Source organism: Bradyrhizobium sp. Ash2021, from assembly GCF_031202265.1.
In the GTDB taxonomy this organism is placed as follows: Bacteria; Pseudomonadota; Alphaproteobacteria; order Rhizobiales; family Xanthobacteraceae; genus Bradyrhizobium.
Genome location: NZ_CP100604.1, coordinates 4,096,309 through 4,118,187, shown reverse-complemented (window position 1 = coordinate 4,118,187; position 21,879 = coordinate 4,096,309). Strand labels below are relative to the sequence as shown.

The 21,879-nt window shown below is 61.8% G+C and carries 20 protein-coding genes and 1 pseudogene; 11 read left to right on the top strand and 10 right to left on the bottom strand.

Features of this window, described 5'->3' with window-relative positions:
- Position 1: 1 nt before the first annotated feature.
- From NL528_RS19465 to NL528_RS19420, 10 genes and pseudogenes are all read right to left on the bottom strand, one after another.
- Positions 2–1,204, bottom strand: a complete 1,203-nt coding sequence (locus tag NL528_RS19465; protein WP_309184292.1) for a CoA transferase — start codon at positions 1,202–1,204, stop codon at positions 2–4.
- Positions 1,205–1,376: 172 nt separating this feature from the next.
- Positions 1,377–1,577: a hypothetical protein gene (locus NL528_RS19460; protein WP_074277506.1), complete on the bottom strand. Its 201-nt coding sequence runs from the start codon at positions 1,575–1,577 to the stop codon at positions 1,377–1,379.
- A 42-nt stretch (positions 1,578–1,619) separates the two neighbouring features.
- Complete coding sequence (locus NL528_RS19455; protein ID WP_074277507.1) at positions 1,620–2,789, bottom strand: acetyl-CoA acetyltransferase; 1,170 nt, start codon at positions 2,787–2,789, stop codon at positions 1,620–1,622.
- A 38-nt stretch (positions 2,790–2,827) separates the two neighbouring features.
- Positions 2,828–3,484 carry a bifunctional 4-hydroxy-2-oxoglutarate aldolase/2-dehydro-3-deoxy-phosphogluconate aldolase gene (gene eda / locus NL528_RS19450; RefSeq protein WP_309184291.1) on the bottom strand — a complete coding sequence of 219 codons (657 nt, stop codon included), beginning with the start codon at positions 3,482–3,484 and terminating at the stop codon, positions 2,828–2,830.
- A pseudogene (locus NL528_RS19445) lies at positions 3,481–4,423 on the bottom strand (sugar kinase). The gene eda and the pseudogene NL528_RS19445 overlap by 4 nt, the downstream one beginning before the upstream one ends.
- A 34-nt stretch (positions 4,424–4,457) precedes the next feature.
- Positions 4,458–5,444, bottom strand: a complete 987-nt coding sequence (denD, locus tag NL528_RS19440) for a D-erythronate dehydrogenase (protein WP_309184290.1) — start codon at positions 5,442–5,444, stop codon at positions 4,458–4,460.
- 46 nt (positions 5,445–5,490) lie between these two features.
- Entirely contained in the window at positions 5,491–6,426 is a 936-nt protein-coding gene (locus NL528_RS19435) for a carbohydrate ABC transporter permease (protein ID WP_309184289.1), read from the bottom strand.
- On the bottom strand, positions 6,419–7,378 hold the full coding sequence (locus NL528_RS19430) for a sugar ABC transporter permease (protein ID WP_309184288.1): 960 nt from the start codon (positions 7,376–7,378) through the stop codon (positions 6,419–6,421). Before NL528_RS19430 ends, NL528_RS19435 begins: the two co-directional genes overlap by 8 nt.
- Before the next feature lie 121 nt (positions 7,379–7,499).
- Positions 7,500–8,819 carry an ABC transporter substrate-binding protein gene (locus NL528_RS19425; protein WP_309184287.1) on the bottom strand — a complete coding sequence of 440 codons (1,320 nt, stop codon included), beginning with the start codon at positions 8,817–8,819 and terminating at the stop codon, positions 7,500–7,502.
- Positions 8,820–8,854: 35 nt separating this feature from the next.
- On the bottom strand, positions 8,855–9,922 hold the full coding sequence (locus NL528_RS19420) for a sn-glycerol-3-phosphate ABC transporter ATP-binding protein UgpC (RefSeq protein WP_309184286.1): 1,068 nt from the start codon (positions 9,920–9,922) through the stop codon (positions 8,855–8,857).
- A 211-nt stretch (positions 9,923–10,133) separates the two neighbouring features.
- Between NL528_RS19420 and NL528_RS19415 the strand changes: the two genes are divergently transcribed.
- From NL528_RS19415 to NL528_RS19365, 11 genes are all read left to right on the top strand, one after another.
- Positions 10,134–11,162 carry a LacI family DNA-binding transcriptional regulator gene (locus NL528_RS19415; protein ID WP_309184285.1) on the top strand — a complete coding sequence of 343 codons (1,029 nt, stop codon included), beginning with the start codon at positions 10,134–10,136 and terminating at the stop codon, positions 11,160–11,162.
- Positions 11,163–11,358: 196 nt separating this feature from the next.
- Complete coding sequence (locus NL528_RS19410; protein WP_309184284.1) at positions 11,359–13,188, top strand: IlvD/Edd family dehydratase; 1,830 nt, start codon at positions 11,359–11,361, stop codon at positions 13,186–13,188.
- Between the two features lie 121 nt (positions 13,189–13,309).
- A complete protein-coding gene (locus NL528_RS19405; RefSeq protein ID WP_309184283.1) occupies positions 13,310–14,044 on the top strand; it encodes an SDR family oxidoreductase in 735 nt (244 codons plus the stop codon).
- Between the two features lie 15 nt (positions 14,045–14,059).
- The gene (locus NL528_RS19400; protein WP_309184282.1) at positions 14,060–14,806 is read left to right on the top strand and encodes an SDR family NAD(P)-dependent oxidoreductase; all 747 of its coding nucleotides are present in this window, start codon (positions 14,060–14,062) and stop codon (positions 14,804–14,806) included.
- Between the two features lie 159 nt (positions 14,807–14,965).
- On the top strand, positions 14,966–15,352 hold the full coding sequence (locus NL528_RS19395) for a GFA family protein (protein WP_309184281.1): 387 nt from the start codon (positions 14,966–14,968) through the stop codon (positions 15,350–15,352).
- Between the two features lie 49 nt (positions 15,353–15,401).
- Positions 15,402–16,082, top strand: coding sequence for a site-2 protease family protein (locus tag NL528_RS19390; protein WP_309184280.1), 681 nt, complete (start codon positions 15,402–15,404; stop codon positions 16,080–16,082).
- 51 nt (positions 16,083–16,133) lie between these two features.
- Positions 16,134–16,571, top strand: a complete 438-nt coding sequence (locus NL528_RS19385; protein WP_309184279.1) for a hypothetical protein — start codon at positions 16,134–16,136, stop codon at positions 16,569–16,571.
- A 213-nt stretch (positions 16,572–16,784) separates the two neighbouring features.
- Complete coding sequence (locus NL528_RS19380; RefSeq protein WP_309184278.1) at positions 16,785–18,005, top strand: ABC transporter substrate-binding protein; 1,221 nt, start codon at positions 16,785–16,787, stop codon at positions 18,003–18,005.
- A 402-nt stretch (positions 18,006–18,407) separates the two neighbouring features.
- Positions 18,408–19,880 (top strand): catalase, encoded by a 1,473-nt coding sequence (locus tag NL528_RS19375; protein ID WP_309184277.1) that lies wholly within the window; start codon positions 18,408–18,410, stop codon positions 19,878–19,880.
- A gap of 122 nt (positions 19,881–20,002) precedes the next feature.
- Positions 20,003–20,740 (top strand): aquaporin, encoded by a 738-nt coding sequence (locus NL528_RS19370; RefSeq protein ID WP_309184276.1) that lies wholly within the window; start codon positions 20,003–20,005, stop codon positions 20,738–20,740.
- Between the two features lie 174 nt (positions 20,741–20,914).
- Positions 20,915–21,874 carry an AraC family transcriptional regulator gene (locus tag NL528_RS19365; protein WP_309184275.1) on the top strand — a complete coding sequence of 320 codons (960 nt, stop codon included), beginning with the start codon at positions 20,915–20,917 and terminating at the stop codon, positions 21,872–21,874.
- The last annotated feature ends 5 nt before the right edge of the window (positions 21,875–21,879 follow it).

Below are 21,879 nucleotides of genomic sequence, written 5' to 3'. Positions count from 1 at the left end.
CCTATGTGTTGGGCGCGGCCTTGGTGACGCCGTCGCGTACCATGGCGGCGATCTCGTCCGCGGAGAAGCCTGCTTCGTGCAAAATTTCCGCAGAGTGCTCGCCAAGGCGCGGCGCCAGCCGCGTCGTCTCGACCGGCGTCTCCGACCATCGCGCCGAGACCTTCATGTTGCGAATGCGTCCCTCGGTCGGGTGATCAATGACGGGGAAGAAATCGGTCGCGACGATGTGCGGGTCCGTCAGCAGGCTCTCGAGGTCGTGCATCGGCATCACCGGCACGTCGGCCTTCTCCAGGATATCGCTCCACTCGGCGGTGGTTTTGGTTCCGAGAATGCGCGCCAGTTCCGCATAGACCGTATCGATGTTGACGGCGCGGCCGGCGAAGGTCGCAAATTTCGGATTGCTGCGGAGGTCGTCGCGGCCGGTGGCTTTGAAGAAATTCTCCCACTGCTTGTCGTTGTAGACGATCACGCAGATATAGCCGTCGGAGGTCTTGTAGGGCCGCCGGTCCGGCGACAGATGCCGGGCATAGCCGCCCTTGTCGAGCGGCGGCTCGTAAGTCAGACCACCCATGTGGTCGCCCATGACAAAACCGGCCATGGTCTCGAACATCGGGATATCGACGCGCTGGCCGCGCCCGGTGCGGTCGCGATCGACCAGACTGGCGCAGATCGCGCCGACCGCGGTGAGGCCCACGATGCGGTCAACCAGCGCATTGGGCACATAACGGGGAACACCGTCAGAGGTCTGCGCCATCAGCGCCGGCAGCGCGGTCGCGCCCTGGATCAGATCGTCATAGGCAGGCTTTGCGGCGTAAGGCCCGTCCTGGCCGAAACCGAATACGCCGGCATAGATCAGACGCGGGTTGACGGCCGAGACGTCGTCGTAACCGAGCAGCAAGCGCGCCATCGCCTGCGGGCGTACATTGTAGACTAGCACGTCGGCGGATTTGATCAGCCGCAGCACCGTGTCGCGCCCGGCCGGCTTTTTCAGATCGAGACAGATCGAACGCTTGCTGCGATTGGTGTTGAGAAACACCGGCCCCATCCCGGGATGGCGCGTCGGCCCGATCTGCCGCGTCACGTCGCCATCGAGCGATTCCACCTTGATGATATCGGCGCCGTAATCGCCGAGCATCTGGGTGGCATAGGGCCCCATCAGCACGGTCGTCATGTCCACGACCTTGATGCCTTGCAATGGTCCCATGGTTGCTCCCAGACAAGCGGACAATTTCGGCCGCGTTATTGCTTCTGGGCCTAGTAACGGCAGCGCTTCGCCAAGAGCAAGGGCGCCAGGCGTATGGGCGTATGCGCCAAGCCACCCGCGGGGCGGCGACTACGCGGCTGGCGTCGACCAATGCGGCGCCGGCGTGCGGCGGCTACTTCTTCGAGCGGGCGTCCCGTTCCCTGGTCAATTTTTCGAGCTCTTCATTCTGCTGGTTGATGCGGTTCGCGATGCGCTCTTCGCTCTGTTCACCCGAAGCGCCGGCCGCCTGTTCGACCAGCTGCCGGATGTTGGCCTGAAGGATCGCGATCCGATCGTTGAGTTCGGATAGTGATAACGAGCTCTCGTTGCTCATGACGCCCCCTTTGGCGGTGACGGATCGTGGACTTTACAACTTCTACTTCACGGGCTCCAGCAGCGAGACGTAATTCGCGACCGCAGCACCGCCCATGTTGAAGATGCCGGCAAGTTTTGCGTTCTTGAGCTGCATGCCCTCGGGCGCTTGGCCCACGAGCTGCATCGCGCTCATCACATGCATCGAGACGCCGGTGGCGCCGATCGGATGGCCCTTGGCCTTCAGGCCGCCGGACGGATTGATCGGCAGCTTGCCGTCCTTCTGCGTCCAGCCTTCCTTGATGGCGCGGGCGCCCTGCCCGCGCGGCGTCAGGCCCATCGCTTCATATTCGATCAGTTCGGCGACGGTGAAACAGTCATGGGTTTCGACAAAGGAGAGATCGGACAGCGTGACGCCGCCCTTCTCCAGTGCGCGCTGCCAGGCAACGGTGCAACCTTCGAACTGCAAAATGTCGCGCTTGGACATCGGCAGGAAATCCTGCGCGTGCGCGGTGGCACGGAAATTCACCGCCTTGCCCATGGTCTTGGCGGTCTCCGAATCCGTCAGCACCAACGCGGCCGCACCGTCCGACACCAGCGAGCAGTCGGTGCGCTTCAGGGGGCCTGCGACATACGGATTCTTCTCGCTCTCGGAGCGGCAGAATTCGAAGCCAAAATCCTTGCGCATCTGCGCGTAGGGATTGGCGACCCCGTTCTTGTGGTTCTTGGCGGCGATCATCGCCAGCGCATCGGACTGGTCGCCATATTTCTGGAAATAGCCCTGCGCGATCTTGCCGAACACGCCGGCGAAACCGCCGACCGTGTCGCCGTCTTCCGGCAGATAGGATGCCTTCAACAAATTGCGGCCGATTTCCGGGCCCGGCGTCCGCGTCATCTGTTCGACGCCGACCACCAGCACGATCTTCGCAGCACCGGCCTCGATCGCCCGGATGCCCTGATGCACCGCCGCTGACCCGGTCGCGCAGGCGTTCTCGACCCGTGTCGCCGGCTTGAAGCGCAATTCCGGATCGGCCTGCAGCACCAGCGAGGCGGTAAAATCCTGCGCCGAGAAGCCGCCGTTGAAATGCCCGAGCACGATTTCGTCGACATCGGAGGCCGAGATACCGGCGTCCGCCATCGCATCGGTCGCGACCTTGACCACGAGGCTTTCAACCGTCTCGGCGTCGAACTTGCCGAAAGGCGTATGCGCCCATCCGACGATGCTGGCTGTCATGGTCGTTCTCCCTGTTCCTGTTCGGCCCGTTATGTAACCTATCTTGAGGCCGGTTTCAGCGATTTCATCGCCCGCTCGCACATGGCGGTTATGCCGGCCCAGTTGCCGTTCCTGATGTCGGCGGCCGGGCAAAGCCAGGAACCGCCCACCGCCAGCACATTCGGCTCCGCCAGCCAGGACGCCGCATTGGCCTCGCCGATGCCGCCGGTCGGGCATATCAGTATGTTCGGAAACGGCCCTGCCAACGCGCGCAGTGCCTTGATACCACCGGACTGCTCGGCCGGGAAGAATTTGACGAGATCGAAGCCGTGCGCCAGCGCCAGCATCAGTTCGGATGCGGTGGCGATGCCGGGCGCGAACGGCAAGCGGCTTGCGGCGGCGGCCTTCAGGAGTTCCGGCGTCGCGCCCGGGCTGATGCCGAATTTGGCGCCGAGCGCCTCCGTGCGGACCAGATCGTCCGCGTTGAGGATGGTGCCGATGCCGACGATGGCGTCCGGCACCTCTGATATCATCGCCTTGGCGGCCTCGATCGCAACCGGCGTGCGCAGCGTGACTTCCAAAGTGCGAACACCGCCGGCGACGAGGGCTTTTGCGAGCGGCACTGCGTCTTCCAGCCGTTCGATGGTGAGAACGGGGATCACGGTCGCCTGCCTGAACAGATCAGCGAGTCGTTCCTGTTTCGATGTCGCGTTCATTGAGATGCCTTGCGGGAGGGAGCGGGTCTGGGTGATTTCCTGGGCGGCATCGCGTAGCGCGGGATGATCGCGCCGGGATAACCAACCACGACGCCAGCAAGGCGATGGCCGGCGCGCGCGGCTTTGATCGGATCGGCGCCGCCAAGCCGTGCAGCGATATAGGCCGCCGCGAAACTGTCGCCGGCCGCCGTGGTATCGACCACGGGTTTCGTCAGCGGCTCGGCCTTCACCTCGTGCGAGCCTCCCGCGAAACGCAAGACACAATTGGGCTCCGCGAGCTTCAACACCAATTCCGGACTGGAAATGCGCGCCATCAGCGCCGTATTGCTTTCTCCGGGATAGAGCGGCAACAGATCCTCCGTCGAGGCCAGCACGATATCGGCGGCCTCAAAGGCCTCGCCGAAAACCCGGCGCGCGATGTCGAGATCGGGCCAGCCGCGGGCCCGAAAATTGGTGTCGAAGGCAAAGCGGGTTCCGAGCAGCCGCGACCGCTTCAGCGCCGCCATCAGGCGCCCGCGTCCGTCCTCGCCAAGAATCGACAGCGTGATCGCGGACAGATAAACGACATCGTAGCGCGAACGAATTCAGGATGTCGTCCGTCTCCGGCAAATCCATCAGGCTGCGTGCGGCTGCGCTTTCGCGCCAGTGAAAGAACCGCCTTTCGCCCCTGTCGTCGGTCTGGATCACATAGAGGCCCGGCAATTTACCCGCCAACCGGGCGACACGCTTGGTGCCGATGCCCTCGGCCGTCCAGGCTGTAACCATCTCATCGCTGAGGGGATCGTCCCCCAGCGCCGTGACGTAATCGACGTCGACACCCAGACGGGCGAGATAGACGGCGGTGTTCAGCGTATCGCCGCCATAGCCACGCGAATACAGGCCGCCCTGAGCCTGTTTCAACTCGATCATGCATTCGCCGATTGACGCTACTCGGGTCATGACCGCACCCCGCGCGGGTTGGCCTGAAGTCATCTCAGGCTGCGAACTTGCCGCCGAGTTCATCCTCGATGTGAATCCGGATGATATCGTCAAACGTCTTTTCCGCCGTGGTAAAGCCGAGCTTCAGCGCGCGGTCGGTGACGAAATCGCGCGGCCAGCCGCTGACGATGCCGATGATGGTGGGATCGGCCACCCGCTTGATGCGCGCGGTGACGTTCTTGCCGGCCACGCGGTCCAATGCTGCGATCTGCTCACCGACGGTCACCGACAGTCCGGGCATGCTGAGATTGCGCCGCGCGCCCATCGCCGAGAGGTCCATGGTGCCGGCGTGGACCAGAAAACCCACGGCCGATTTCGGCGAGGCGTGCCAGTGCCGCACGTCTTCGGAAACCGGCAATACGGCCTCCTCGCCCGCCAGCGGCTCGCGGATGATATTGGAGAAGAAGCCGGAGGCGGCCTTGTTCGGCTTGCCCGGCCGCACGCAGATCGTCGGCAGGCGGATGCTGATGCCGTCGAGCAGGCCTTTGCGGGTATAGTCGTTGATCAGGAGTTCGCAGATCGACTTCTGCGTACCGTAGCTGGTCAGCGGCGTGTGGAAGAATTCGTCGCCGATCTTGTCCGGGAACGGCGCGCCGAACACCGCGATCGAGGACGTGAACACCAGCCGCGGTCTGTAGCCACCGCCGATAGCGCGGATGGCATCGATCAAATGCCGCGTGCCGTCGAGATTGATGCGATAACCCTTGTCAAATTCGGCCTCCGCCTCGCCCGACACGATCGCGGCGAGATGGAAGATGACCTCGGGCTGGTGCGCCACCAGCGGCGCGGCGGTATTGGGATCGGCAAAATCGCTGGTGACGATGCTGATCGGAATAGTTGCGTTGGCGGGCTTTGTCGGCGCGACCACATCCTGCAGCGTCATGCGCGTGATCTCGCGCTGGCCCAGATGTCCGTCGCGCAGCAGCCGCTCGGTCAGTTTGCGGCCGACCATGCCGGCGGCGCCCAGAATCAGAATGTGCAAGACCCGTCTCCTTGTTGTTCTTGAATATCAGGCCGGGCCTGCGCGCTCACTCTTTCACGGCTCCCGTCATGGCCGACACATAATGCTCGACGAAGAAGGCGTAAAGGATAACCAGCGGCAACGAACCCGCCAGCGCGCCCGCCATCAGCGAGCCCCAGCGATAGACGTCGCCATCGACGAACTCGTTGACGATCGCGACCGGCACCGTCTTGTTCTGGGTCGATTGCAGGAAGGTCAGCGCGTAGATGAACTCGTTCCAGCACAGCGTAAAGCAGAAGATGAAGGCCGAGATCAGGCCGGGGATCGCCAGCGGCAGCACGATCTTGATCAGTATCTGCCACCGGCTCGCGCCGTCGATCAGCGCACATTCCTCCAGCTCGAACGGGATGGTCTTGAAGTAGCCCATCAACAGCCAGGTCGAGAACGGGATCAGGATGGTCGGATAGGTCAGGATCAGCGCCAGCGGCGAGTCGAACAGGCCGTACTGGAACACGACGGTGGCGAGCGGAATGAACAGGATCGAGGGCGGCACCAGATAGGACAGGAAGATCAGGCCGCCGACCCAATGCGCGCCCTTGTAGCGCAGCCGCACGATGGCGTAGGCGGCAAGCACGCTGGCGAAAATCGACAGGATGGTGGCGCAGACCGCGACATACATCGTGTTCCACAGCCAGTGCGGATAGTAGCTCTCGAACAACAGCTTGTGGATGTGCTTGAAGGTCGGATTCCAGGTCCAGAACGGATTGAACTTGTCGAGGTCGATCAGTTGCTCGTCCGGTTTGATCGCCGTCAAGCCCATCCAGTAGAACGGAAACAACAGGATGAAGACGATGATCGACAGCGGCAGATAAAGCGTCACCAGCCGGCGCGGCAGCGACTGCAGATAGCTCATGCCTTCGCTGTGGTCGTCCTTCGCGACCGTCGGCGAAGAGCCCGACAGCACCGCTTTGAGATCAATGGACCTGGTGGGTAGATCAGTCATTGCTCTCTCCCTGCTGCCACTTGCGCCGCTGCAGTCCGAACCACGACACCATGATCGCGGCGAGCAGGAACGGGATCATTGCGCTCGATATTGCAGCGCCCTCACCGAGCTGACCCGCAATGATCGCCCGCTGGTACGACAAGGTCGCCATCAGGTGTGTGGCATTGACGGGGCCACCCCGCGTCATCGCCCAGATCAACTGGAAATCCGTGAAGGTGAACAGCACCGAGAACGTCATCACGACCGCGATGATCGGGGTGAGCAAGGGATAGGTGATAAAACGGAACATCTCCCACTTGCTTGCGCCATCGAGTGTTGCAGCTTCGTAGAGCGACGGTTGAACGGTCTGCAAACCGGCGAGCAGCGTGATCGCGACAAAGGGAACACCGCGCCAGATGTTGGCGAAGATCACGCAGATACGGGCCCAGGTCGAATCGCCGAGAAAATTGATGTTCTGGGTGATCAGCCCGAGATGCTTGAGCGACCATGAGATGATCGAGAATTGCGCATCGAAGATCCACCAGAACGCCAGCGCCGACAACACGGTCGGCACGATGAAGGGAATTAGCACCAGCGCCCGCAGCATTGCTTTGAACGGCATATTCTCGTTCAACAGCAGCGCCAGATAGAGGCCGACCGCAAACTTGATCGCACTCGCGATGAAAGTGTAGAGCAGCGTGTTGAAGACCGAGAGCCAGAAGATCGAATCATCCCGTAGCCATTCGTAATTCTCGATTCCGATAAATGCGCCGGGACGGCCGATCTTGGCGTCCGTGAACGAAATCCAGATGCCCAGGCCGAGCGGATAGGCCAGGAAGAAGATCAGGAACCCCATCGCCGGCATCATAAACCAGAAACCGAGCCAGTTGCGGTTCGTCCTGATCAGATCCCACGTCGTGGCCTCGCGTATCTGCGGCTTGGCCACCCGAGGTTGCAGCGCGATGTCAGCCATTGGCGATGTTCCGATGTCGATTTCGTTTGAGCATGATCTTTTCAAAAACCGGTAGCCGCTTTTCCGGTCCCGCTCGGGGTGTTGGAGCGGGCGGCGGTCGCCGCCGCCCGCTCCAGTTCGATCAGCGATAGATTCGCTTCAACTGCCGTTCGGCTTCCATCATGGCGGTCTTGGTATCCTTCGCGCCAGTGCAGTAGTTGGCGAACATATCGACCACGATGAAGTCGGCGATCGCGCTCGCCGCCTTTTCACCGGGCGTGCCGATGCCCGACGCCGGAAGCGCGCGCTTGCTGGCCTGGCTGAACACCTGGTTCTTCGGATCGGCGGTCCACACCGGAGCCGAATCGTAGGCGTTGAGCGTGTGGGTGAGATATCCGCGCGCGCCCGAAAGCCACTTCTCGAAATTCTCCTTCTCCAGCATGAAGGCGATGAACGCCTTCGCCGCATTCGGATACTTGGTGAAGTTGAACGCCAGGATCGGAACCGCGAGCTGCAGTTCGGTCGGCTTACCGATCGGGCCGACCGGCCAAAGCGCGTGATAGGTGTCTTCAGCGAGATCCTTCATCTTTGGATCGTCTTTTTCGGCAACGTAGATCGAGATGCCGTTGGCGGTGCAGTATAGTTCGCCCGACAGGAAGGCCTTGTTGTTCGATCCATCGTTCCAGGACGCAACGCCGGGAATGAATGTGTCGGAAAGCGTCTTGCAATATTCCAGCGCTTTCGCGGTCTCCGGCGAGTTGATGATGACCTTGTCATCCTTGTCGACCGTGTAGCCGCCGTGGCCCCACAACACCCAGTGCAGCCAACCGTTGGCGTCGCCGGTGGCATGGCCAAGTGCGAAACCTGCAGGGGTATTGTTCGCCTTCATCGCCTTGCACATTTCAAGGAAGCCCGGAAAATCCTTGGGGAAGTCCTTGAAGCCGGCCTTGTCGGTCGCCGACTTGCGGTAGGTCATGTAGCCGCCGATGGTGGCGACGGGGATGCCGAGCCAGTCGTTGCCCTGCTTGCAGGTCTTCGCGGCGGCATCGGTCCAGCCGCCGTACTTCTTGCCGAGATAGTCGGCGACGTCGTTCATCTTCAGGACTTTGGTCGGGAACAACTGCGGCAACGTATGCAGGCCCCAGGCGAGATCGAGGCCCGAGCCGGTGTTGGCGGCAACCGACGCCTTCGGCTGCACGTCCTCGAACGATTCCGAGAACACGTTCATTTCAGTACCGGTCGCAGCCTTGAATGCCGCAACCATGGCGTTGAACGCATCGTCTTCCGCCGGCACGAAGCGCTTCCAGCGCATCACGGTCAGCTTGGCGCCCGTTTCCGCCTTCCACGGCGCCGTTTGCGCCCAGGCCTTGGCGAAATCGAACAAAGCAGGCCCGGTCAGCGCGCCGGCCGCGGCCAGTGCGGTACCGCCCTGCAGAACAGAGCGGCGAGTAAAGTCGTACATAGTCCATCCTCCCTTGAATATTTTTTGGTTATTGCTCAGCCATTCAGTCGCTTGCCAGTCGTCTCGTCGAACAGATGCACGAGCGACGGATCCGGCTTGAGCCGGATCTTGTCGCCCGGACTGAATTCATGGCGCTCGCGGAACACGGCGACGACCTGCTCGCCGCCGATCTTGGCAAACACCTGGGTCTCCGAGCCCGTCGGCTCGACTACGATGATCTCGGCCTCGGCGCCGTCGTCGGCGATGGTGAAGTGCTCGGGCCGCACGCCATAGACGGCGGGCTGGCCTTCGGAATTGGCGGGCGCCGATTGCAGCGGCAGTTTGACGCCGTTCGGACCTTCGAAGCTGGCGCTGCCGTTTGATTTCACCTTGCCTTTGAGGAAATTCATCGCCGGCGAACCGATGAAGCCCGCGACGAACTGGTTGGCCGGACGGTCGTAGAGCTCGAGCGGCGTGCCCATCTGCTCGACGATGCCGTCATGCATGACGACGATCTTGTCGGCCATGGTCATGGCTTCGATCTGGTCGTGGGTGACGTAGACCGTCGTGGTCCGCAACCGCTGGTGCAGTTCCTTGATCTCGGTGCGCATCGCAACCCGCAGCTTGGCGTCGAGGTTGGAGAGCGGCTCGTCGAACAGGAACACCTGGGGATCGCGCACGATGGCGCGGCCCATCGCCACGCGCTGGCGCTGTCCACCGGACAATTGCCGGGGATAACGGTCGAGCAGCGGGGTCAATGCGAGAATTTCCGCGGCGCGGTTGACGCCGCTCGAGATTTCTTCCGCCTTTGCGCCACGCAGCTTGAGCGAGAAGCCCATATTGTCGGCGACCGTCATGTGCGGATAGAGCGCATAGTTCTGGAACACCATCGCAATGTCGCGCTCTTTGGGCTGGACATTGTTGACGACTTTGTCGCCGATCGAAATCGTGCCGGAGGTGATGTTTTCCAACCCCGCGAGCATCCGCAGCAACGTCGACTTGCCGCAGCCGGAGGGGCCGACCAGAACGACGAACTCGCCATCCTCGATCGGGATCGAGACGCCGTGCAGAACTTCGAAATTACCGAACGACTTTCGCACGTCGCGAATCTGTACCGACGACATCCACGTCCCTCCCTCGAGTATTTCCGGCGACTTACGACCGAACGCCGCCACCGCTCTGTTATTTTTGTTCCGACTTCATGTTGGTACGAAGTCTGGTCGGACCGATATTGTCCGCAGTTTATACGGTTTTGGCAATTGTTCGATTAGCAATCAGTTGGTAGCGCTGTCAATATGAGTTTGTTTGACGCAGTGCCTGTGATATGAGCGCCGGATGGGACGAAAGCGCACGAAGCCCGACAAGATCCGGCTGACCGAAGTCGCCAAGCTTGCCGGCGTGAGCCCAATTACCGCATCGCGCTTCTTCAGGAATCCGGCCGCACTATCCGTCGGCAAACGCGTGCGGGTCGAGAGCGCGGCGAAAGAACTCGGATATGTGCCGAACCTTGCCGCGCGCGCGCTCGCCTCGCAGCGGACCGAAGTTGTCGGTGTTCTGATCCCGTCATTGACCAACAACGTATTCTCGGACGTTTTGCGCGGCATCTACGATACCCTCGACGGCAGCCGCTACAGCATCCAGCTGGCCAATACGCGCTACAGTATCTTCCAGGAGGAAAAACTGCTGCGACTGTTCCTGGCGCAAAAGCCGGCCGGGCTGATCGTGACCGGAATTAATCAGACCGCCGAATCCCGCACGATCCTGGAATCGGTGGATTGCCCGATCGTCCAGATCATGGAAATCGGCCCTGCTCCGGTCGACATGATGATCGGCTTCTCGCATTTTGACGCCGCCCGCGCGGGCATTTCCCATCTTCTCGAGCAGGGATACCGGCGGATCGGTTTCCTCGGCGCACGCATGGATCCGCGGGTGCAGCGGCGGTTCGAAGGCTATCAGGCCGCCATGAATGACGCCGCGCTGTTCGACCCGCGACGTGTTGTCACAACGTCCACGCCAACCTCGGTCACGCTGGGCGGTACGCTGTTTGCCGATCTCGTTGCCAAGGCGCCGGATATCGAGGCGGTGTTCTGCGTCAATGACGACCTCGCTTTGGGCGCTTTGTTCGAATGCCAGCGCCGGCACATTTCGGTTCCCGAGCAGATGGCGATCATGGGATTCAATGACCTCGAATTCATGGCATCCGCGGTCCCAACGCTAACCAGCGTGCGCACCAACCGGTACGAAATGGGCAGGGACGCTGCCACGATGGTGATCGAGGCCATCGAGGGCCGGCGGCCGGCGCAACCGGTTGTTGATCTCGGATTCAGTGTCATGAAACGGCAAAGCTCGGCGCCGCGGAACTGACGCCGTGCCCGCGCGCGCAACGGTCAGTTCCGGAAAAAGACAAAATGATAGCGCAACCAAAGTTCTTGAACTAAGGTTGCATTCCCAAGGTGACGATGCGCAGCGGCCACCGGGTTTGTAATGCGTGCAATTTTGCGCATGGTAGAAGTCAAAGCCCCGAACGGGCTCCAAGAATTTGCATTGCGGGAGAAAACCAATGAAAAAAGACCTCACCAACGGGCACGATGCCGCCGGCAATGGCAAAGGTCGCAAACTCCGATCGCTGGAGTGGTTCAACAACCCGCATAATCCGGGGATGACCGCGCTCTATCTCGAGCGCTACCTCAATTACGGCCTGACCCGGCATGAACTGCAGTCCGGCAAGCCGATCATCGGCATCGCCCAGACCGGCAACGACCTGTCGCCGTGCAACCGTCATCATCTCGAATTGGCACACCGGGTCCGCGAGGGCATCCGCGCCGCCGGCGGCATTGCGATGGAATTTCCGATGCATCCGATCCAGGAGACCGGAAAGCGCCCGACCGCGGCGCTGGACCGCAACCTCGCCTATCTCGGCCTGGTCGAAATCCTGTTCGGCTATCCCCTTGACGGCGTGGTCCTCACCACCGGCTGCGACAAGACCACGCCGGCCTGTCTGATGGCGGCGGCGACCGTCAATCTGCCGGCCATCGTGCTGTCGGGCGGCCCGATGCTGAACGGCTGGCACCAGGGCCAGCGCACGGGCTCGGGAACGGTGGTCTGGAAAGCGCGCGAGCAACTGGCCGCGGGCGACATCGACTACGAGGAATTCATGAACATCGTGGCCTCCTCGGCCCCCTCGGTCGGCCATTGCAACACCATGGGCACCGCCTCCACCATGAATTCGCTGGCGGAAGCGCTCGGCATGTCGCTGCCGGGTTGCGCGGCGATCCCCGCGCCCTATCGCGAGCGCGGCCAGATCGCCTATGAGACCGGGCTGCGCATCGTCGATATGGTCTGGGAGGACTTAAAACCCTCCGACATCCTGACCCGCAAGGCGTTCGAGAACTGCATCGTGGTGAATTCGGCGATCGGCGGCTCGACCAATGCGCCGATCCATATCAACGCGCTGGCCCGCCATATCGGCGTGGATCTGTCGATCGACGATTGGCAGAAGCTCGGCCACGACGTTCCGCTGCTGGTCAACATGCAGCCGGCCGGCTTCTATCTCGGCGAGGAATTTCACCGCGCCGGCGGCGTGCCTGCGGTGGTGCGCGAATTGATGGCGCACAAGCGCATCCATGAAGACGCCATCACCGTCAACAGCCGCACCATGGGCGACAATTGCCGCGAGGCGGCGAAACCCGACAGCGACGTGATCTGGAGCTACGACAAGCCGCTGGTGAAGGACGCGGGCTTCCTCGTCTTGCGCGGCAATCTCTTCGATTCCGCGATCATGAAGACCAGCGTGATTTCGAAGGAATTTCGCGACCGCTATCTGAGCAACCCGAAAGACCTCAATGCGTTCGAAGGCCGCGCCATCGTGTTCGAAGGCCCGGAAGACTATCACCACCGGATCGACGACCCCTCGCTCAATATCGACGAACACTGCGTGCTGTTCGTGCGCGGCACCGGCCCGATCGGCTATCCCGGCGGTGCCGAGGTCGTGAACATGCAGCCGCCCACCGCGCTGATCAAACGCGGCATCCTGTCGCTGCCCTGCATCGGCGATGGCCGGCAATCCGGCACCTCGGGCTCGCCGTCGATCCTCAACGCCACGCCGGAAGCCGCCGCCAACGGCGGGCTGGCGATCCTTCGGACCGGTGACAAGGTTCGCATCGACCTCAACAAGGGCAGCGCGAACATCCTGATCTCGGACGAGGAGCTCAAGAAGCGGCACGCCAAACTCAAAGCCGATGGCGGCTTCAAATATCCGGCCAACCAGACACCGTGGCAGGAGTTGTATCGCTCGACCGTCGGCCAGCAGGCCACCGGCGCCTGCATGGAGCTCGCCACGCGCTATCACGACATCGCAGGCACGGTCGGTGTCGCGCGGGATAATCATTAGGCCCCAAGACGGTCGTTGCCGGGCTTGACCCGGCAATCCATCCTTCTTGAGAAGATGGATACGCGGGTCAAGCCCGCGTATGACACCGAGAAATAATCTCGACTGCTCCAAGGAGAAAGAAATGTCAGACCGCCTGAAAGGCAAACGTGCATTCGTGACCGCGGCTGCGGTGGGTATCGGCCGCGCCTGTGCGGTGGCCTTTGCGCGCGAGGGCGCCACCGTGTTCGCCACCGACATCGACGAGAGCAAGCTTGCGGACCTCAAGAAAGAGGGCATCGCGGAAATCGCAAAACTCGACGCACGCGATAGTGCGGCCGTCGCCGCCATGGCCAAGCGCGCCGGCAAGACCGACATCCTGCTCAACGCCGCGGGCTTCGTGCATCACGGCACGGTGCTCGATTGCTCCGATGAGGACTGGGATTTCTCGTTCGACCTCAACGTCAAGTCGATGCACCGCACGATCCGCTCGTTCCTGCCGGGCATGCTGGAAGCCGGCGGCGGCTCGATCGTGAACATCTCGTCGGCGGCCGGCGTGTTCAAGGCCGCACCCAATCGCTACGTCTATGGCGCGACCAAGGCCGCGGTCGCGGCACTGACGCGGGCCGTCGCCGCCGACTTCATCACCAAAGGCGTACGCTGCAATTGCATTTGCCCCGGCACCATCGAGACGCCCTCGATGCTGGAGCGCGCGGCCGCCGCAGGCCCCAATGGGCGCGAGATGTTCGTGTCGCGGCAACCGATGGGCCGGCTCGGCACCGCAGAAGAAATCGCACTGCTGGCGGTCTACCTCGCCAGCAATGAAAGCGCATTCACGACCGGCGTCGCCCACATCATCGACGGCGGCTGGACGCTTTAAATCAAGGAAAAACGCATGAACAAGATCGATCTGAACGGCCGCTGCGCTGTCGTCACCGGCGGCGCGCAGGGCTTTGGGCGCGCGATTACCGAGCGCTTCGTTGCGTCCGGCGCAAAAGTCGCGATCTGGGATCACGACCTGCCCTTTGCCGAAAAAACCGCCAAGGAAATCGGCCTTTCCGTCAGCGCCTTCAAGGTCGATGTTTCCGATCTCGCCGCAGTCGAAAAGACCCGCGACGATACGTTGAAAGCGTTCGGCAAGATCGACATCCTCGTCAACAATGCCGGGATTGCCGGCGTCAACAAGACGGTGTGGGAAACCGACCTCGACGAATGGCGCAAGGTGTTGCGCATCAATCTCGATGGCCCCTTCATCTGCTGCAAGGCGATCGCGCCGGCGATGATCAGCCAAGGCTACGGCCGCATCGTCAACATCGCCTCGATCGCCGGCAAGGAAGGCAATCCGAACGCCGCACATTACTCGGCCTCCAAGGCCGGCCTGATCGCGCTGACGAAGTCGCTCGGCAAGGAACTGGCGCAGCACGACATCCTCGTCAACGCTGTGACGCCTGCGGCTGCGAAAACCGCGATCTTCGACCAGCTGACGCAGCAGCACATCGACTTCATGCTGTCGAAAATTCCGAAGGGGCGGTTCGTGCTGGTCGAAGAACTCGCCGCGATGGTGGCGTGGCTGGCCTCGGAGGACTGCGCCTTCTCCACTGGCGCCGTGTTCGATATTTCCGGCGGCCGGGCGACTTACTGAGAACGATCTGGTTGGGCCCGCATGGTGAGGAGGGGCTCTTGCGCCGTCTCGAACCATTAGGCCACGATGGGGCTTCATCGTTCGAGACGCGGCGAAGACGCCGCTCCTCCAGCGATAACGGCGAAGCCGTTACGCAGGGATGAGGACAACGAGGATGCCATGATAGGCGGATGCCTGTGCGGCGGGGTCAGGTTCAAGGCCGAGGGCGAGCCGCTCAACGTCCGGATCTGCCACTGCCGCACCTGCCAGAAGGCGATGGGATCGCCGTTCTTCGCCCGCGCGCTGTTCGACCAGCGCGCCTTGACGGTGGAAGGCGAAACCGCGCGCTATCCCTCGTCGGACGCGCTCGACCGGGTGTTCTGCAAGACCTGCGGCACCCGGCTGTTTTCCCGCCGCACGAATGGCACGGTGGTCGGCATCGCGCTGGCCGCCTTCGACGATCGCAACGCCTTTGCGCCGACCGAGCACATCTGGGTCTCCGAGAAGATGGACTGGGTGCGGCTCGACGACGGCCTGCCGCAATATCAGGGGACGGTTCCCCGGTGACGCGGGCGTGCTAGGCTGTCGCATCAGCACGCCAACCGGGGCACATCGATTGAACATCTCACTGTACGACATCTCCGTCTGGGTGTTGCCGCTCATCATCGCCATCACCTTCCATGAGGCCGCGCACGGCTTTGTCGCGCACCGGCTCGGCGACAACACCGCCTGGCAGCTCGGCCGGGTCAGTTTCAACCCCCTGAAGCATATCGACCCGTTCGGTACCCTGGTCCTGCCGGGGATATTGCTGCTGTCGCATTCGCCGTTCCTGTTCGGCTACGCCAAGCCGGTGCCGGTGAACTTTCGCAATTTGAACCACCCCCGGCTGGACATGGTCTGGGTGGCGCTGGCCGGGCCCGCCACCAACATCATCCTGGCGCTGGCGGCCGCATTCGCCTTCCATGCCCTGCCCTGGGCACCCGCAAACGCTGCACAATGGATCGCGGACAACCTTAAAAATGCATTCCTGATCAATATCGTACTGGCGGTCTTCAACATGCTGCCGATCCCGCCGCTGGACGGCGGCCGGGTCGCAGTGGGATTGCTGCCGAAGGGGCTGGCCATGCCGCTCGCCCGGCTGGAACCTTATGGCATGCTGATCCTGATCGGCCTTTTGATCCTGCTGCCGGTACTGGGCGCGCAGCTCGGCCTAAATCTTGATGTTATTTCGGCGATACTGCGGACACTGACCGGCTATGTGATCCGCGCGCTTCTCTTCGTCACCGGCAACGCTTAAGTCTAGACTGGGGAAGGAAGAACGGGACAGGGAAGAAATCGGCTAGGGGCCATGGCAATCAAAGCTGCCGACATGTTGATCGCTCGACGCGCCGACACCCGCGCGCGGGCCGACTTTGCGACCTGGAAGATGCTGGCCAAGCTCAACGGCGCCTCCGCACTGCCCGCCGAGGCCCAGAACTTCCTCGTCGCCTACCGGCAGCTGCTCGAGAAGATGACGGAGGCTGACGCCTCCGAGGCCACTATCCAGCTGATGTACAAAACCTATTATGCCGAGATGGGCGGCGCAGGGACGCCGCCTGAGGTGCCTGCGCGCGCCAGCGAGCCCGTGACCGACACCGGCAACGTCACCGCCTTCCGCCGGCCTCCTCCCGCCAAGGCGAAGAAGCCCACGGTGTCCGGGGCAAACGCAAAACCGCGGCTTCCAGTGGCGCTGATCTTTGCCTGTCTTGTCGTTGTCTATGTCGGCATCCGTTATTACTGGCGGTAGCTGACTTTACCGATTCCGCTTCACCGAGTTGCACGTCGTAACGGCCCTCGATCCAAGGCGCCCGGCTTAAGGCATGCACGCGCCCGGTAAATTCCCCGCAAGATGGAATATTCGACCATTGGACCAATCGTCGCCACGGCTAGGCGGCCGGGCCAATGCCGGGCATACTGACCGCTTAATTTATCCAAAAAATTCAAAATCCTTGGAGGGGAAATGAAACGAATTATTGCAGCGTTGGCGATCACCACGAGCCTGGTATTTGCCGGCAGCGCGTTGGCGCAAACGCTCGACAAGGTCGTCAAGGTCGGAAGCCTCGGCGACCAGTCGGGGCTCTATGCCGATATCGGCGGTCCCGGCTCCAGCGTCGCCGCGCAGATGGCGATCGAGGATTCCGGGCTCTTGGCCAAGGGCTGGAAAATCGATCTGATCTCGGCCGATCACCAGAACAAGCCCGACGTCGGCGTCAATATCGGCAAGCAGTGGATCGACGTCGAAAAGGTCGACGTGTTCGTCGACCTCGCCAGTTCCGGCGTGGGGCTCGCGATCGCCAACCTCGCCAAGGAAAAGAACGTCGTCAACCTGAACTCCGGCTCGGCGTCGTCCGACCTCACCGGCGCGCAATGCTCGCCCAACACCGTGCATTGGGTCTACGACACCTGGATGCTCGCCAACGGCACCGGCAAGGCGCTGGTCAAATCCGGCGGCGACACCTGGTTCTTCCTGACCGCGGACTACGCGTTTGGTCAGGCGCTGGAGCGCGACACCGCAGCGGTGGTCACCGCCAACGGCGGCAAGGTGCTCGGCGGCGTCAAGCACCCGCTGAACAACGCCGACTTCTCCTCCTTCCTGCTGCAGGCGCAAAGCTCGAAGGCGAAGATCATCGGATTGGCCAATGCCGGCGGCGACACCACCAACGCGATCAAGCAGGCGGCCGAATTCGGCATCGTCGCCGGCGGGCAGAAGCTTGCGGGCATGCTGCTGTTCATCACCGACGTGCATTCGCTCGGGCTCAAGGTCGCGCACGGCCTGAACTTCACCGAGACGTTCTACTGGGACATGAACGACCAGACCCGCGCCTTCACCAAGCGCTTCAACGAGAGGTTCAAGAAGCAACCTCCGACCATGGTCCAGGCTGGCGTTTATTCGTCGCTGATCCATTACTTCAAGGCGCTGGAAGCGCTGGGCGGCAATCCGCATGACGGCCGCGCGATGGTCGCCAAGATGAAGGAAATGCCGACCGACGATCCCTTGTTCGGCAAGGGCTCGATCCGCGCCGACGGCCGCAAGATCCACCCGGCCTATCTGTTCGAGGTGAAGAGCCCGTCGGAATCGAAATATCCGTGGGATTATTACAAGGTGATCGCCACCATTCCGGCGGATGAAGCCTTCATCCCGCTGGAAAAGAGCGTTTGCTCGCTGGTGAAGAAGAGCTGAGGCAGGCACATCGTCTAGCAGGAAATGCCGGCGAGCGATCGCCGGCATTTTTGTTGGTGCGGAGATATTCTGATTCAATTTTCAAAGAGCTAAGACGTCATTGCGAGCCAACGGGTCGCGCGAAGGCCTGCCCGATGACAGGCTCCGCGAAGCAATCCATCTCGCCGCGCTGTGGGCCGGCAACTATTTTTCATTGGGACGCTCAAACAGCGTGGTGAACCTCCCCACACCTTTTGACGCAAGAATTAAAAACTGACAGCAACCCCACCAAAGTGATCTGCCAGCCAGAAGCATACATCAGCGTTCTCGTCCCGGACTTTGCGTCCGCCATCGAGAGGACGTACCTGTTCCATGTGCGGTCGCATGGTCGGGAGTTCTTTACTCATGCACTGGAAAGACCTTATGGCAAAATCTCCCAAACTTACGACGGATAGCGGCGCGCCGGTCGCCGACAACCAGAACTCGCTGACCGCGGGACCGTTCGGCCCGGTGCTGATCCAGGACTTCCATTTGTTGGAAAAGCTGGCGCATCAGAACCGCGAACGGATTCCGGAGCGCACCGTGCACGCCAAGGGTTCGGGCGCCTACGGGACGCTGACCGTCACCAACGACATCACGAAGTATACGCGTGCCGCTGCGCTCTCGAAGGTAGGCAAGAAGACGGAAGCTTTCCTGCGCTTCTCCACCGTCGCCGGCGAGCGTGGAGCGGCGGATGCCGAGCGCGATGTGCGCGGTTTTGCGCTGCGCTTCTACACCGAGGAAGGCAACTGGGACGTCGTCGGCAACAACACCCCGGTGTTCTTCGTCCGCGATCCCCTGAAATTCCCGGACTTCATCCATACCCAGAAGCGTCATCCGAAGACCAACCTGCGCTCGCCGACTGCGATGTGGGATTTCTGGTCGCTGTCGCCGGAAAGCCTGCACCAGGTCACCATCCTGATGTCCGATCGCGGGCTGCCGCAGAGCTATCGCAACGTCGACGGTTTTGGCTCGCACACCTATTCCTTTATCAACGCGAGCGGCGAACGGCATTGGGTGAAGTTTCACTTCAAGACCATGCAGGGCATCAAGAACTGGACCAATGCAGAGGCCGGCGGGAAGATCGCAGGTGACCGCGAGACGCATCAGCGCGACCTCTATGACGCGATCGCCCGCGGCGAGTTTCCGAAATGGAAATTCCGCGTGCAGGTGATGCCGGAAAGCGACGTCGGCAAGCACTGGTACAACCCGTTCGACCTGACAAAAATCTGGCCGCACAAGGACTATCCGCTGATCGAGGTCGGCATCCTCGAACTCAACCGCAACCCGGACAATTACTTTGCCGAGGTCGAGCAGGCCGCCCTGACGCCGGCCAATGTCGTGCCGGGTGTCGGTCACTCGCCGGACAAAATGCTGCAGGCGCGCATCTTCTCCTATGCGGATGCGCACCGCTATCGCGTCGGAGTCAATGCCGAACAGCTGTCGGTCAACAAGCCGCGCTGCCCGGTGCGCACCTATCACGCCGACGGCACAATGCGGCTCGCCGGCAATCCCAACCCGGACGCCTATTACGAGCCGAACTCCTTTGGCGGGCCGGCGCAGGACAACAGCGTGAAGGAGCCGCCGCTGAAGATTTCCGGCAATGCCGATCGCTACAATCACCGCGACGGCAATGACGATTACCGCCAGGCCGGCGACCTGTTTCGCCTGATGAGCGCGAGCCAGAAGGAACAGCTGTTCGACAACATCAAGGCCGCGATGGACGGCGTACCGATGGAGATCGTCAAGCGCCAGGTCGCGCATTTCTATCGCGCCGACCGGGACTATGGCATCGGCGTCGCGACCCGCATGGGTATCTCAGCGAAGGATCTGGCCGCGGCGCAGGCCGCGGAGTAGGCGCGCTCGCTTCCATGGCCGGCGATGCTCTGGCGTTCCACCGGCTGTCTCTCAACCAACGTGGTTTCACTTGGCGCAACCCTGAGCGCGCCGAGCGATCAATCCCATACCTGGAGTCAACAATGTCCAACCAGACTGCAACGAAGCTCATGGCTGAGTTCATAGGCACGTTCTCATTCGTGTTCATCGGCGCCGGGGCCGCGGCCGTGATTGGCGATGGTGTCGGCCTGCCCGGCATAGCTGCGATTGCCCTGGCCCATGGCCTGGCCATCATGGCCTTCGCGTTTGCATACGGTTCTGTGTCGGGCGGGCACATGAACCCGGCGGTCACAGTCGGCGTGCTCACCGCTGGCGCCATGGATCCGATCGACGCCATTGGCTATATTGCCAGCCAGCTCGTTGGAGGCATCGCTGCTGCGCTCTTGCTGCGAGCCCTGTTCGGCGGCGTCGCCACCGGCCTCGGCACACCAACGCTCGCACACGACCTCGCTCTTGGCGGCGTGTCGCTCACAATCACGCCGGTTGCCGGCTTCATCATTGAGGCCGTGCTCGCGTTCTTCCTGGTCACGGTCGTACTCAGCACAGCCGTTGCCGGGCGAGCGGGCAATCTCGCGCCGCTCGCGATCGGAATGACGCTGACCTTCAACATTCTGATGGGAGGTGCGCTCACGGGCGCAGCTTTTAACCCGGCGCGTGCACTTGGCCCGATGGTTGCGACTGGCAAATTCGACGATGCCTGGCTGTACATGGCAGCTCCAATCGTCGGCGCCATCATCGCTGCTCTCCTGCACACGGGCCTTCGTTGGCTCTCCCAGGAGGGAATGGCGCCGGGGAGGATCGCCGAGACGCCCGCCGAATGACCGTACCGGAACCCCACGCGATGTGAGTCACAGGCCTGGCTGCGATAAGCCAGGCCTGTGTTTCAAGACATCGTGACCTTCGCGCTTCAACTCAGCGTGAGAGCAGCAAGTGCACCGTCTTGACCGCGGTCGTGACAGGTCTACTTCATCTCTCGGTGGGCGAAAGATCGTGCCTTGATAGCTGAGCGCACGATCATCGTGGCCAATTCCGTTGAACGAAGGGTACAGATGCTTTCATCGCGAGCTGACGCGCAAGCTGAGACGGGCTCGGTCATTGCTTATTCGCCCACCGAGATCGTCAGACGCCATTTCGAGACGTGGCCTGGCCTCAAAGTCGAGACGGTCCAGGTGAAGCGGCGCACGTCTTTCGAATATCGCTTCAGAGCTCCCTGCCATCTCCTCATTGCGGCAGAGCTTTCGGAGCGAGAGCACGGAGAAACTCTGCTCGAGGGGCTGCCCCGGTCGAACCAACGCATCCTTACACATAAACTCACCTTCGTCCCCGCAGGACATGACTTTTACGGATCGCAGAAACCGCGTGCGTTGGCTCGTACAATAAACATTTACATCGATCCGCAGGGCCCTCTTACCGATCCAGAGCTGCGGTTCGGCGAGATTGAATTCAAGCCACGGCTGTTCTTCTATGACCGGAATCTGTGGGAGACGGCTCTCAAGCTCAAGGTCCAGGTGGAAAATCGCAACTTGATGCATCGGCAGTATGGGGAGGCATTGGGAGTTTTGTTGGCGCACGATCTCGCTCGCATCAATGGCAATGCCGATCCACTCAGCACATCGGCGGATCGAGGCGGTTTGGCAGGCTGGCAGCAAAGGCGACTAGCCGAATACATTGAGGAACACGTTTCTGATGACATTCCGCTCGCGGCCCTTGCGCAGTTGGTGCAGCTGAGCCCGTACCATCTCTGCAGATCTTTCAAGCGGTCCTTCGGCATGCCGCCGCGCAAATATCATGCAACGCGCCGCATCGAACGAGCGAAGCAGCTGTTGGCAGAGCGCGAACTGCCGATCACCACGATAGCGCTCGCGGTCGGATTCGGCGAAACCAGTTCATTTACGGCAGCCTTTCATCGGCTGACGGGACAAGCGCCGAGCCGATACCGCCGTGACCTCGATTGAAGCCA

Coding starts and splice junctions, on each gene's coding strand:
- NL528_RS19415 (WP_309184285.1), top strand. CDS start 10,134: ATGGGACGAAAGCGCACGAAGCCCGACAAGATCCGGCTGACCGAAGTC.
- NL528_RS19425 (WP_309184287.1), bottom strand. CDS start 8,819: ATGTACGACTTTACTCGCCGCTCTGTTCTGCAGGGCGGTACCGCACTG.
- NL528_RS19370 (WP_309184276.1), top strand. CDS start 20,003: ATGTCCAACCAGACTGCAACGAAGCTCATGGCTGAGTTCATAGGCACG.
- NL528_RS19410 (WP_309184284.1), top strand. CDS start 11,359: ATGAAAAAAGACCTCACCAACGGGCACGATGCCGCCGGCAATGGCAAA.
- NL528_RS19455 (WP_074277507.1), bottom strand. CDS start 2,789: ATGACAGCCAGCATCGTCGGATGGGCGCATACGCCTTTCGGCAAGTTC.
- eda (WP_309184291.1), bottom strand. CDS start 3,484: ATGAACGCGACATCGAAACAGGAACGACTCGCTGATCTGTTCAGGCAG.
- NL528_RS19405 (WP_309184283.1), top strand. CDS start 13,310: ATGTCAGACCGCCTGAAAGGCAAACGTGCATTCGTGACCGCGGCTGCG.
- NL528_RS19375 (WP_309184277.1), top strand. CDS start 18,408: ATGGCAAAATCTCCCAAACTTACGACGGATAGCGGCGCGCCGGTCGCC.
- NL528_RS19435 (WP_309184289.1), bottom strand. CDS start 6,426: ATGACTGATCTACCCACCAGGTCCATTGATCTCAAAGCGGTGCTGTCG.
- NL528_RS19395 (WP_309184281.1), top strand. CDS start 14,966: ATGATAGGCGGATGCCTGTGCGGCGGGGTCAGGTTCAAGGCCGAGGGC.
- NL528_RS19385 (WP_309184279.1), top strand. CDS start 16,134: ATGGCAATCAAAGCTGCCGACATGTTGATCGCTCGACGCGCCGACACC.
- NL528_RS19430 (WP_309184288.1), bottom strand. CDS start 7,378: ATGGCTGACATCGCGCTGCAACCTCGGGTGGCCAAGCCGCAGATACGC.
- NL528_RS19380 (WP_309184278.1), top strand. CDS start 16,785: ATGAAACGAATTATTGCAGCGTTGGCGATCACCACGAGCCTGGTATTT.
- NL528_RS19400 (WP_309184282.1), top strand. CDS start 14,060: ATGAACAAGATCGATCTGAACGGCCGCTGCGCTGTCGTCACCGGCGGC.
- NL528_RS19460 (WP_074277506.1), bottom strand. CDS start 1,577: ATGAGCAACGAGAGCTCGTTATCACTATCCGAACTCAACGATCGGATC.
- NL528_RS19465 (WP_309184292.1), bottom strand. CDS start 1,204: ATGGGACCATTGCAAGGCATCAAGGTCGTGGACATGACGACCGTGCTG.
- NL528_RS19420 (WP_309184286.1), bottom strand. CDS start 9,922: ATGTCGTCGGTACAGATTCGCGACGTGCGAAAGTCGTTCGGTAATTTC.